General features: G+C 61.0%; 11 protein-coding genes and 1 pseudogene. 5 read left to right on the forward strand and 7 right to left on the reverse strand.

Features of this window, described 5'->3' with window-relative positions; translation table 11 throughout:
• Positions 1-111: 111 nt before the first annotated feature.
• Positions 112-531, forward strand: coding sequence for a hypothetical protein (locus K3759_RS19440; RefSeq protein ID WP_259986278.1), 420 nt, complete (start codon positions 112-114; stop codon positions 529-531).
• 857 nt (positions 532-1388) lie between these two features.
• On the opposite strand, the gene K3759_RS19450 is transcribed toward K3759_RS19440, so the two are convergent.
• Both K3759_RS19450 and K3759_RS19455 read right to left on the reverse strand, forming a co-directional pair.
• Positions 1389-2618 carry an MFS transporter gene (locus K3759_RS19450; RefSeq protein WP_259986279.1) on the reverse strand — a complete coding sequence of 410 codons (1230 nt, stop codon included), beginning with the start codon at positions 2616-2618 and terminating at the stop codon, positions 1389-1391.
• Positions 2619-2625: 7 nt separating this feature from the next.
• A complete protein-coding gene (locus tag K3759_RS19455; RefSeq protein ID WP_074637716.1) occupies positions 2626-2886 on the reverse strand; it encodes a metal-sensing transcriptional repressor in 261 nt (86 codons plus the stop codon).
• A 230-nt stretch (positions 2887-3116) separates the two neighbouring features.
• On the opposite strand from K3759_RS19455, the pseudogene K3759_RS19460 reads away from it, so the two are divergent.
• The 4 genes and pseudogenes from K3759_RS19460 (at position 3117) to K3759_RS19475 (ending at position 6933) form a co-directional block, all read left to right on the forward strand.
• Positions 3117-3828, forward strand: a pseudogene (locus tag K3759_RS19460) (IS6 family transposase).
• A 237-nt stretch (positions 3829-4065) separates the two neighbouring features.
• Complete coding sequence (locus K3759_RS19465; RefSeq protein WP_259986281.1) at positions 4066-5094, forward strand: lysylphosphatidylglycerol synthase transmembrane domain-containing protein; 1029 nt, start codon at positions 4066-4068, stop codon at positions 5092-5094.
• Entirely contained in the window at positions 5087-6352 is a 1266-nt protein-coding gene (locus K3759_RS19470) for an MFS transporter (protein WP_259986283.1), read from the forward strand. The genes K3759_RS19465 and K3759_RS19470 overlap by 8 nt, the downstream gene beginning before the upstream one ends.
• Positions 6349-6933: a gamma-glutamylcyclotransferase family protein gene (locus tag K3759_RS19475; protein WP_259986285.1), complete on the forward strand. Its 585-nt coding sequence runs from the start codon at positions 6349-6351 to the stop codon at positions 6931-6933. The genes K3759_RS19470 and K3759_RS19475 overlap by 4 nt, the downstream gene beginning before the upstream one ends.
• A 330-nt stretch (positions 6934-7263) precedes the next feature.
• Here the strand turns inward: K3759_RS19475 and K3759_RS19480 are convergent, their stop codons facing one another.
• The 5 genes from K3759_RS19480 to K3759_RS19500 form a co-directional block, all read right to left on the reverse strand.
• Positions 7264-7977, reverse strand: a complete 714-nt coding sequence (locus tag K3759_RS19480; RefSeq protein WP_259986286.1) for an IS6 family transposase — start codon at positions 7975-7977, stop codon at positions 7264-7266.
• A gap of 102 nt (positions 7978-8079) precedes the next feature.
• The gene (locus K3759_RS19485; RefSeq protein ID WP_259986287.1) at positions 8080-8457 is read right to left on the reverse strand and encodes a hypothetical protein; all 378 of its coding nucleotides are present in this window, start codon (positions 8455-8457) and stop codon (positions 8080-8082) included.
• 10 nt (positions 8458-8467) lie between these two features.
• Positions 8468-9691, reverse strand: a complete 1224-nt coding sequence (locus K3759_RS19490) for a cytochrome c (protein ID WP_259986289.1) — start codon at positions 9689-9691, stop codon at positions 8468-8470.
• Positions 9688-11448, reverse strand: a complete 1761-nt coding sequence (locus K3759_RS19495; RefSeq protein WP_259986291.1) for a GMC family oxidoreductase — start codon at positions 11446-11448, stop codon at positions 9688-9690. The genes K3759_RS19490 and K3759_RS19495 overlap by 4 nt, the downstream gene beginning before the upstream one ends.
• A gap of 16 nt (positions 11449-11464) precedes the next feature.
• The gene (locus K3759_RS19500) at positions 11465-12205 is read right to left on the reverse strand and encodes a gluconate 2-dehydrogenase subunit 3 family protein (RefSeq protein ID WP_259986293.1); all 741 of its coding nucleotides are present in this window, start codon (positions 12203-12205) and stop codon (positions 11465-11467) included.
• Positions 12206-12267 lie beyond the last annotated feature (62 nt).

The following is a 12267-nucleotide window of genomic DNA, read 5'->3' on the forward strand; positions in this document are numbered from 1 at the left end:
GAAATTTCCCTTATTCTCAGAGATTTAGCGCCTGTGAGACCGCGCCGTTTTAGCAACTTTTCGCCTTCTCTTCGGGGGACTGTGGACCTTCTGCGCGACAAACGTAACTAAATGGATCACTGGACACAAATCGGAGAAAATATCATGGTTAAGTCATTTAAAACTTTGGTTCTGACGACCACCCTAACCGCTCTAACAGCGGTTCCTCTTGCGACGAGCTTCGTATTGGCGAGTAGCGATGTGGCCCATGCTCAGGGCAATGGTGGCGGAAATGGCGGCGGAAATGGAGGCGGAAACGGCGGCGGCGAAGGTTCTCCCGGTGCTGAGGGAACATCTGGCAATCCCGGCAATGATCAGGACGTTGGCCGGGCAGGTGAGGCACCTGACGGTGATGAAGATGGCTGGGGCGAAGGGAGCCGTGGAAAATCTGATGCCGCCACCGATGACGAGACTGTAGAAGACCCCGAAGAGGACGAAATCATCGAAGAGCCGGAGGACGAGGAGATACTGGAAGAAACCGAAGACCGCTGACCGCTTCCTCAGTTTTCTGTTGACCCTTCGACGCGATGCGGGTTCCTTCGGTGGACCTATAGCCGTCGTTGCCTCGAATTAGGACTGACGACTGTCCCTCCATTTAGGCCCGGGCTTTGCTTGGGCCTTTATTGCACTTGAAGCGTGCCTCATTCTTTGACGTCGTCCCGGCCCTTTTCAAATGCAGTGTCGCAAAAAAAACGCCCTCAGGTGCGAAGCTAGAGAGCGCTAAGTTTCTGAACTTGAGCAGCAAAAGTGTTGCACGACATGGCGAACGGTGCAACCTTTGCTCCCGGGTAGTAGGGGCGGAAGATCAAAAACCACTTTCATTCAATGGGTTGGAAACGGCGAACACCGCCGTCTCTCATGCCGCTTTGCTCCCCTTTTCGGCGGGCAACGCCGCCAGTTCCACGGGAATAGCTCATCCGATACCGTAAAGTTGACCGGCCATGCACAGAAATTGGACGGACTTCGGTGTTCATGCGGTTTCTAGTTGAGCGAGGTCGCGCCACGCAATCGTGGCGGCGGCGCGGAGTTCGCGAAAGTCTTCGGATGTCATTTCTTGGCGTAGCAGATGAAACAGGTGGGCAATCGGGTCATGGATAGAAACGAAACGCTGCATGCAATTGCCGAGGCGACTTGAAGCGTTTCGTGATGCGCTCACGCCTTCGGTTCGGGGCCCAGCATCGGGCGGCGCACTCGACCCGAAGGTCACGACGAAAGAGCCTGTCGACTGATCAGAGCTCATCCGCGATTAGCTGGGCGAGCAAATGCAGGCGCGCCTACATCCTGACGCCGCAAACACTCCTGATGTGTGAGCACAATGCGGCAACGCCATACAGTGCGGCCCGTCATATTCAGGACTGAGTGCGAGACACGCCTGCGTTTTCCGACACGTCAGCGGGCCAAAAGCGCAGAGCCGCTACGATTCCGAACGCGGCCAAGCCCCCCAGCAGTATCAGCGCTGGAACAGTCCCGAATGCGGTCATGAGCCAGCCTGCCAACGGATAAGTAATCAGCCAACAGGCATGAGACAACGCGAATTGCGCTGCAAATACAGCAGGCCGGTCTTCCGGCTGGGCCGATCGGCGCAAGAGACGGCCCGATGGGGTCAGAACCGCGGAATTGCCCAGGCCGATGAACAGCCAGATTGCCAGCAGGAGGGGCCAAGATAAGCCGAAACCTATGATGCCTGCTGCGATCCCAAACAGAGCCGCGACCATCAGCCAAGCCCCTGTCAGCATGACGGGTCTGTCGGGAAATCTGTCCAGCACTTTGGGCAGAACCAGCGCCGCGCTCATGCTGCCAGCCCCAAAGGCAAACATCGACCAAGCCAGTGCCGCATCATCAAGCCCCAGTTGCCCCCGCACCAGCACGACCGAGTTCACCAAAACCATCGCGCCCGCAGACGACACCGCGAGGTTCAGCCCCAGCAGTCCGCGCAACCGGGGCGTTGCGAGGTAGAACCGAAGCCCCCGCGTGGTGCGGTCATAAATCCCGCGCGCGACTGTCGCCTTGGGAACGGGCAGAACGACCGTCAGCACCAGCAGCGCCGAGGCCCCAAAACCCGCGACCGTCCCAAGGAAAAGGGCGTTGTAGCTCATCACCGTCAGCAGCACAGCGGCCAGCGCGGGTGAGATGATGTTCTCCAGATCATAGGCCAAACGGGACAGAGACAGCGCTCTGGTATAGCGCGCCTCATCCGGCAGCACGTCAGGGATGGTTGCTTGAAACGTCGGCGTGAAGGCGGCCGAGGCTGATTGCAGGAAGAAGATCAGGATATAGATCTGCCAAACCACGGTCACGAAGGGGAGGGCCAAGGCCACCGCAGCCCGCACCAAGTCCAACGTGACCAAAAGAGCGCGGCGCGGCAGACGCTCGGCAAAGGCACCAGCAATCGGCGCGATGCCGACATAGGCCACCATCTTGATCGTAAAGACGGTGCCCAGCACCATGGCGGCCCGATCTTCGGCCAGATCATAGGCCAACAGGCCAAGCGCCATCGTTGCCAAGCCAGTGCCGAGAAGCGCGACAACTTGGGCGAGGAAGAGGTGTCTGTAGGTTCGATCCGATAGAACAGCCAGCATGATGCCCTCAGAGGTAACGGGTGATAGCTTTGAGTTCGGCGCGGTCACTCTCGGAGCCATCGACCTCAAGGCAATGGTCGATGTGGTCATGGATCAACACGCGTTTGGCGTTGGTCACGGCCTTCTCGACGGCTTGCAACTGCTGGGCCACATCAACGCAAGGCTTGCCTGCCTCCAACATCGCGATCACCGCACGCAGATGCCCATCGGCACGTTTCAGCCGGGCAATGAGGGCGGGATGACTTGCATGAATATGGGTATCTGACATACTAAGACTCTATCCCCCTGGGGGGGATAGAGCAAGACGGCGAAGAGCGCCGCGTAATTGACGAGAGGGCAGACAGGACAGATGACTTTCGACGGACAACTGGGCAAGCCGCTTCTGCGATGCTTCTCTGTGTGGCCGTGCTTGTCTGGTCCGTAGTGCCGACCTCTTCCCATGTTCCTGCGGGGCATTGCCAACTTGCTGAAGCCCCTGGGGGCGTCTAGCGTTTTGGCATGATGATACCAGCTGAGATGCCGCGCCTGAAAGGCTATCGTTTTCCTCGTGAAGTCGTGGCCTACGCGGTGTGGGCCTATCATCGCTTCACGCTCAGCACTGCGGACGTCGAGGATCTTCTTGCCGAACGCCGTGTAACCATCAGCCGGGAAACCGTGCGCAAATGGGTGAACCGGTTTGGTCGGCATTTCGCCGATTGCATCAAACGTGACCGCCCCGCTGCTGCCGACAAGTGGCATCTGGACGAAGTTGTCGTTCCGATCAACGGCGTGAAGCAGTGGTTGTGGCGAGCGGTGGACGCGAATGGGGATGTGCTGGATATCCCTGTGCAACCACGCCGAAATGCCAAATCCGCTAAGCGTTTCCTTGCCCGGCTGATCGCCCACTATGGCAAGCCGCGTGTCGTCGTGACTGACAAATTGCGCAGCTACATCAAACCGACCCGTGCTCTCGCGCCTGAAGCCGATCACCGGGCACATAAAGGGCTCAACAACCACATAGAAGGGTCACTCCGACCGATCCGGAAGCGAGAGAAGGTCATGGGCCGGTTCAAATCGATCCAGCAGGCGCAAAGGTTCCTCGCGGCCCACGATCAAATCAATACAATTTTCAGACCCTCGTCGCTTTCGCCTCTCCACCGCCTCATACCGCCATGCAAGATCCGATGCCTTCGACCCGTGGCACAACTATGCGCTCGAAATGACCGTCTGACACAAACACCCTTGGCGGCCGTCTCATGTTGCTGTCGTTAAGTTGGCAATCCCCACATGCCCACTTCTTCGCGAGATCCCCGCCGAGCACCTTGACAGCATACCGCAAGAGGCCTTTATCGACTTTCTACATCAATTTTCAGGGGTTGCTCACTTGCCGGAACGAACAGAGCATCATGACCTGCTGTCCGGTTGCAAATCCCGCATCACGCGGCCCGGCACCCGGTCTAAAGGCGGGATGCGCCGTCTTGTCTCGCGATGGCTGCCGCCGTTCGTCGGCGGCGTCGTCGCATTGGCGTTGATCTTCTGGCTCTATCGCGACCTCGACTTCGGTCGCTTTGTGGAAGGGCTCGGCGCGGCCCATTCCGGCTGGATCGCGATGCTGGGGCTGACGATCCTGCTCGAGCAACTTATCAACGGCTGGAAGTGGCGCCAGATCTTGCATGACGTCAAGCCGGTGCGGACACTGCGGCTGACCAGCGCGCTGCTCGCGGGTTACGGCGCCAATGTGCTGGTGCCGCTCGGGATCAGCCCGCTGGTGCGCTCCTGGCTGATCGCGCGGATGGAGGACCTGAAGATGGGCACGGTGCTGACCACCACGGTCCTCGCGCGGTTCATCGACGGTGTCGTCTTCGCGCTTTTCGCCGGGCTGGTGGCGATGGCGGGAAAGATGCCGCAGATCGGGGGCAACCTCGAGCTCGGCCTCGCCATCGCCGGCGCGTTGAACTTCGCACTTTTCGGCACTCTCCTCTGGGCGATGTTCCGGTTCCGCGCGCTCTTCGCCCGCGAGGGACCGCTGATCTGCCGGCTCTTCGACTGGGTGGCGAAATGGTTCCGCGCGAACGGCGCCGCCCTGCGCGGATCGCTTTGCGACGGCGTGGTGTGGCCGCAAAGCCGTTGGCATCGGCTGAACGTTCTGATCGGCGCGGTGGCGGCCAAGCTGGTCTCGGCCACACATTACCTCTGGGCGGGGCTGGCTGTGGGCGTGGTTCTGGCGCCGTTCGACTATCTCTTCCTGATGGTCTTCGCCGGCTTCTCGCTGGTGCTCTCGCGTTTCGTGCGGGTGCCCGGCGGCTTCGTCATCGGCTCGGCGCTGGCCTTCGATCTCCTCGGCGTGCCAGAGGAACAGGCATTGCTGATGATCCTGTTCAACTGGATGATGTCGATTATCCTCGTCGTGGGAGTCGGGCTCATCGTGCTTTGGCAATCGGGCATCGACATCCGCCGCGCGCGCATCGAGGCGGAGGCCGCCGATATCCGTGTCTGAAGCCGCCCCCCATCCCGGCGAGCGTGGCCGCTTCTGGCGCATCGCCGGCGCCGGCGCCGCATTTCAGGCCGGCGCCTCGGCGATCGATTCCGCGACCATCGTGGCGAGTCTCGTCTTCCAGCTGACCGGCAGCGCCTTTGCCGTGGGCTTCGCCAGCGCCGTGCTGCGCCTGGGCTGGCTTCTGCCGCAGCTCGTCGTGGGCTTTCTTGCCGAGCGGGCCGAGCGGCGGATGCCGTTCTACGTCTTCGGCGCCTACGGTCGTGCGCTCATGGCCGGGCTGATCGCGCTTTTGCTTTGGTTCGGGGACGGCCTGTCCCCGGTCCTTCTGGGGGTGGCGTTCCTGGCGCTCTGGACGGTCTACGCCTTCGTGAGCGGCGTCGTTGCCGTGCCCTACAATGATATCGTCGGGCGCTCGATACGATCCGAGGCGCGGAGCCGAATGCTGGCCTGGCGGTTCTTCGGCGGCGGGATCTTCGCGCTTGGCGTCGCGGCCTTCGTCAGCCTCAGCCTCGACATCCTCCCGAGCCGTCAGGCCTACGCTTTGATCTTCGGGCTCGCCGCGCTTCTCCTGGTCCTGTCGTCTTCGCTCTTCGTCTCGGCCGGAGAGCCGCCACTTCCGCCGCGCCAGGGCGAACGAGAGGCACCCAGAGACGTGCTCTCATTCCTCAAGGATGGTTGGCATGTGCTAAGCGGCGACGGCCGCTTCCGCCTGTTCCTCTATTCTCAATGGCTGGGGGGCGCGACGCTGATGGCGCTGCCCTTCTACGTCGTCGCGGCGGACAAAAGCGGCGTCACACCGGCGGATGTGGGGCTGCTGCTCGGCGCCCAGACCGCCGGCGCGCTCGCCTCGAACCCGGTCTGGGGCAAGCTCGGCGATCGGGCGGGCAAGCTCACGATGCTGCAAACCGTTGCGGCGATCCGAATTCTTCCGCCGTTGATCGTCCTTGCTCTGCTTGGGCTGGAGGCGGGCGTTTTCGGCTACATGGCGCTTTTTGTGGTGATCGGCGCGATGATGAACGGCGTGACCATCGGCTATCTCGGCTATTTGATGGAGATCTCTCCCGACGATCGCCGCCCCGCCTATTCCGCCTATTTCAACGCCATGGCCTCGCCCGCGGCGCTGCTGCCGCTCTTTGGCGCAGGGCTCGTCTCGCTGGTCTCGATCCAGGCGGTGTTCGTCGCCGCCATCCTCGCCGCGCTGCTGCAACTCGTGCTGCTTCTACGCATAACTAAACTTGCGCCGAAAGGAACCCGATGATCGCCTTCCGCCGTTTCCTCAAGCGCCTGTGGCTGCCGATTATTCTGCGGATCTGGCCGCTGGCGCGGCTCTGGTATCGCGGCTGGGGCTTGCAGCTTGATGGTCATCCAGACGACGAGGTCTGGTATTTCGCCTTCGGCGCCAACATGAACGACAGCGTTTTTCTGGGCCGGCGGAAGCTGACGCCCCTGGAATGGCGCGTCGGCCGCCTGCCGGGCTATCGGCTGCGCTTCAACCTGCACGGGCGGCCCAGGGGATTGTCCGCCCCGGCCAATATCGCGCCGGACCCGGAGACGGAGGTCTGGGGCGTGCTCTACCGCATGACCCACCGCGACATGGTCTGGCTGCACTCGACCGAAGGCGTGCCGGGCTGGCGATACTATCCGGTCTGGCTCGATGTCGAGGATCGTGAGGGCAACAGGCTCCGCGCCTTCAGCCTGATCGCCGACGGGTTGCCCGAGGACGGCAATCCGTTGCTGCGCTACATCACTTTGATCCGCGAGGGGGCTGTCCAGCACGGTTTGCCTGAACCCTGGATCGAGAAGCTGAACGCCGTCCGTCACGCCGCGGTCATGCATTAGTCGAAATCGGCACGAGGATATTTGTAAACTTACAATTGGGCCACCCGCGGGGCCTTCAGCAGTCAGCGTCCACCGTTTCTGTGCGTCTCGGCGAGGGGCCAGCATTGGAGGTCCGATCTGTCCGCGATCCGGACAGCCATCAGCTTTGTGGTGGAAGTCCGCTGTCGGTGCTCGGCAGCCAGAACTTAACCGTTTTTGACACCGGCGGAAACCATCCTTTTCGAAGCATCGGGGTTCAGTCCAAAAACCGCCGGCTGTTGCAGTCTGCGTGAGATGGGACTGTTGCGTTAATTGACGATGGCCATATGGATCACAATGTTTTAGGCGGGCCTATGTGGTGTTGGGGTCGAACAGCCCATCGATGAATGCGATCTCTCCTGTGACCCCTGGTTGTTTGTGATGGATGTGACCGCGTTTGATCGTTCGTATCGTCTCGAGCCCGCTTAGGGTCGCCTTGGCCGATCGCAAGGATCGAAAGCTCTGACGGTATCCAAGGATCCGTTTCATGGCCGCGTGATCGCTTTCGATGAGGTTGTTGCGCCACTTCTTGTCGATATGCCGGATGCTGTCAAAATGTGGGTCATAGCGACAATTGATCTCGCGGATGACACGTCGATAGGTCGGAGCTTTATCTGTGATGATGGTGACCGGGCGATGGAACCTTACACGCTCAATCGCTTTGTTAAGAAAGGCCTTTGCCGCCTTGGCATCTCGCCGCGCAGTCAGGCGGAAGTCTATCATCTGACCGTTTGCGTCGACAGCCCTCCACAGATAGCGCCATTTGCCGCCGACGCGGATGTAGGTCTCATCGACATGCCAATCGACGCTGGCCCGGCGCAGATGTTTCTCGGTTCGCTTGGTCAGTTCGGGGCCGAACTTCTGGACCCATCGATACACAGTCGATCGGTCGACTATTACGCTGCGCTCTTCCAATAGTTCGACAACATCTTGGTAAGACAGTGGATATCGCAGATACCAGCGTACGGCACATAGGATGATCTCACGTGGAAAGCGGTGATGCTTGAAAGGCGATTTGCGCGGCATACTCCACCTCAAAAACAGCAACCTTCCTAAGAACTGCGATTAACGCAACAGTCTCGCATTTTCCGTATGTGAACCGATATGTTCCGCAGATGAACGTTGTTCCTAATAGATGATACCCGCCGCAGCGCAGTCTTCCGCAGCTACATCAGAGAAGTCCGGCACCTCTCCCTTTCCATTTCCTGAAGCAAGGCGATCAACTGAAATACCAGGAGACCCGGCGAAAGCCTCTGCCTGCCCCGGATCGGCTTCTTGCCTCCGCTCTTCGCCCTCCCTCTCTCTCTGAGTGCTCGCGGTTCTTGCTGACTCGGCCTCGGCTTCCAGGCTAACGCAGTGCTCTATCATCGCTTCCATGACTGAACGGTAGTCGGTCTCGTATTCTTCTGCGCCGAGGTAGAGCGGGTTTGCCGCCGCAGGTGTTGCAAGGCACAGCACGAGCGTCAGGCCCAGGGTCGCGGCGTCATAAGGCATGGCTTTGCTCATGTGATAACCCTCAATGTTCCTCGGCCAGATATTCGCGCATTTCGGCCACCGCCTCGGCCGAGACCGCGCCGCTCCGACGGTCGCCGCTGTTGCGCAGGTAGGTCAGCAGGTTGGCGATCTGCCCATCGGTGAGCTTCCAGGCGAAGGGCGGCATGGTCAGCATGCTGGGGATCGTCTCGGTCGGCTGGGCGCGGGCACCGCCGAGGATGACACGGATCGCGGTCGAAGGATCCTTGGCGTGCAGTTTGTTCGACGTGCTGAGCGGCGCAAAGAAATAGGGCACGCCCGAGGCATCGGCCACGTGACAGGCGGCGCAATTGTCGAAGTAAAGCCCTTCCCCGGCCTCCATCCGCGCCGTCTCGGGGGCCTCTTCCGGCTCGCGCAACTCCTCGTCGAGGCTCTTGAGATAAGTGGCGACGGCGCGCAGGTCTTTCTCTTCCAGAAACTGGGTCGAAATCGAAACAACCTCGCCCATGCGCTGCATCGGGGCGGTATGTTTGGCGCGGCCGTACTTCAGGAACTCGAAGATGTCGTCCTCGCTCCAATGCGCAATGCCGCCGTTCTCACCGCCGCGGATGTTCGGGGCGAACCAATTCTCCAGCGTACCGCCGCGCAGATATTCATCGTCCTTGCTGGCGCCGAGGAGGTTCTTACCCGTATGGCAGCCGCCACAATGCAGCGGCCCGTCGACGAGGAAACGCCCGCGGTTCCATACCTCGGAGCGATCCGGATCGATCACGAAGTCCTCATCCTCGAAGAACAACAGCTTCCAGCCGCTCACCGACATGCGGATGTTGAGCGGGAAGGGCAGGTCGTTCTCCTCTTCCTCCACATGCACCGGTTCGAGCGATTGCAGATAGGCAAAGATCGCATCGGTCTGGTCGCGGGTCATCAGGGTAAAATAAGGATAGGGCATGGCCGGGTAGAGGTGGCGGCTCTCGTCGTCGATCCCCTCGTTCAGCGCGTTGTAGAAATCCTCGCGCGACCAGCGGCCCAACCCGGTTTCATTGTCGGGCGTGAGGTTTGACGAATAGATCGTGCCGAAGGGCGTTGACAGCGCCCGGCCCCCGGCAAAGGGGATGCCGTCGTTCTCGATATCCGTGTGGCAAGCCTTGCAGTCGCCCGCCTGCGTCAGGTAGCGGCCCCGCTCCACTTCGGAGGAGGCAAGCTCCTGCGCATCAGCCGGGACAAGGCTCGCGCCGCAGAGGGCGGTGATCAGGGCCAGCCGCTTCATGCCTGCACCAGCGGGCCGGGGTCGGCCATATATTGATCGATGATCGCCGCGACCGACCAATAGGCCAGCGCCGCCACGGTCCCGGTCGGGTTGTAGCCCGCGTTTTGGGGAAACAGCCCTGCCCCGGCGACGAAGAGGTTGTGCAGGTCCCAACTCTGGCAATAGCGGTTGCATACGCTCGTTTGCGGGTCAGTCCCCATGATCGTGCCGCCGGTGTTATGCGTGGTTTGATAGGGCATCGAGTCGTATGATCCCTTGCGCTCGGCCACGTTGACCTCGCGCCCGCCCATGCCTCGGGCAATCTCTTCGGCCACCGGGGTGATATGGGCAGTCAGCCGGCGGTCGTTCAGCGTGAAATCATAGGTCATGCGCAAGAGCGGCCTGCCATGTCGGTCGGTATAGGTGGGATCAAGATCAAGGTAGTTGCTGCGATGCGCCATCGAGGCGCCGTGCACGCCCACGGTGGTGGTCTTGAGGAAATTGGCCCGGACCGACTGTTTCCATTCGCTGCCCCAGCCCGGCACGCCCTCAGGCACCGGATGGCTTTCGATGGGCCGCGCGTTGGTGGTGTAGCAGGCAATATAGCCACCCCCGATAAAGCCCAGCCCGGAATGGTCGAAATTGTCGCCATTGTATTCATCCACCGCCATGCCGAGCGCGCCCGCGCCGACAAAGCCGTTGGTATATTCCTCATCGTAAAAGACCGTCGCGCCGGACATCACCTGATAGCAGTAGTTCTTGCCTACCACGCCTTCACCGGTCTGCGGATCATATGGCGTGCCGATGTCGGACAAGAGCATCAGGCGGGTGTTCTCCAGCGGGTAAGCACAGAGCACCACAACCTCGGCCGGCTGGAAAAATTCCTCGCCACTGGTATCGATGTAGGTGACCCCGGTGGCGCGGGTGCCATCAGGGGATTTCTCGACCGAAAGCACTTCGGAATCCGTGCGTAGGGTGAAATTCTCCCGCTTCATCAAGACCGGGATAATCGTGGTCTGCGGCGAAGATTTGGAATAGTTGCCGCAGCCGTGTTTCTCGCAAAAGCCACAATAGGTGCAGGGCGCCAGCTGCATCCCTAGCGGATTGACATAGGCGCGCGACATATTGGCCGAAGGCACCGGGAAAGGGTTCAACCCCATATCCCGCGCCGAAGCCTCGAACCGGTCCTGCGAAAAGGTCATCTGCATCGGCGGATTGGGGTAGTCATCGCTGCGCGGCCCCTCGAAAGGGTTGCCGCCCTTACGGATGTCGCCCCGCAGGTTGCCCGCCGTGCCGCAGATGCCGCAGATCTTCTCGAAATAGTCGAAATGCGGTTCCAACTCCTCATAGGTGACACCGTAGTCCTGCACCGTCATCCCTTCGGGCAGCGGGCCATAGCGTTCTTCATTATGGCTTTTCGCGACAAAATCCGACGGCAGGAACCGGTAGGTCTGGCCGTTCCAATGCACGCCCGAACCGCCCACGCCATTGCCCGGCAGGAAGGACCCCCAGTGCCGCATCGGCAACGCCGTTTGCGCGCCGTTGTTGCGGAAGGTGACAGTGGATTGCGAGGCTTCCTGAAACATGCCGTGGCGCCAGTAATAGCGTAGTTCGTCCTGCGCGAAGGTGGTGGCGAAATCCTTGGGCGTGTCGCGCCACGGCCCGCGTTCCAGTGCCAGCACCTCCATCCCAGCGGCGGTCAGCTTCTCGGCGTAGATCGCCCCGGTCCAGCCGAAACCGACCAGAATCACGTCGACCTTTGGAAGCTGTTTCGTCATCGTGTCACCTCGTGTCTTATTCAGAGCTGTTCCAGCCGGGACGGCCCATCAGGCTGACCGGCGGCAGATCAATGCGCGCGCCGTTGTGGCCCACGAAATCGCGGTAATCATAGCGGGTGCCGGGGAAGCCGACGTAGTGCCACGCCACCATGTCGCGGTTGCCGCCGTAGATTGGATCGGCAAAATAGCCTTCGATGGTGTTTTTCAGGATCAGGTCAAAGAACGCCTTGGCCGAGACCCCGTCGAAGGTGATTTCCTCGTCGTCCATCCCCTTGAGGATCTCGTCCTGTTGCGCCGCGCTCAGCGCGGCAAACCCGGCGTCCTGCTGCGCGCGGCAATAGCCGTCGAGTTCAGCAAGCGCGTGGCGGTAAAGCCCTGCCGGGGGGTGCTCGCTTTGATAGCCTTGGGTCGCCGTGCCTTCGCGGAAGGGGCCCTTCATGTACCAATGCTGCCCACGGCCATAGAACCCCGCCATTTGCCGGTCGAGGAAGGTGATCACATCAGCCTCAACCGCCCCCGGCCCGTCCCCATCCGACGGGATCAACCGCGCGCAGATCGCGGCGACGGCCTCGCGTTCATCGGGGGTAAAGAACCAATCCTCATGGGTGCCGTAATACGGTGGCTGGCCCTTCAGGGGCTCCCAAGGCATCCCCTCGCCCCGGCCATAGATCGCGCCAAAGACAGCCGAAGGGGCGGCGATGGCGGTGCCGCCGAACAGCAAGGATTTCAGAATTTTGCGGCGCGTCGGAAAAGACAAGTGACCCCTCCAAGTGATGCGTATAGCCTCGGGGCGTAATGCGCCCTGTGGTAGAAGCTGGA

The sequence above is a fragment of the Sulfitobacter sp. W027 genome (genome assembly GCF_025143985.1).
GTDB lineage: Bacteria > Pseudomonadota > Alphaproteobacteria > Rhodobacterales > Rhodobacteraceae > Sulfitobacter.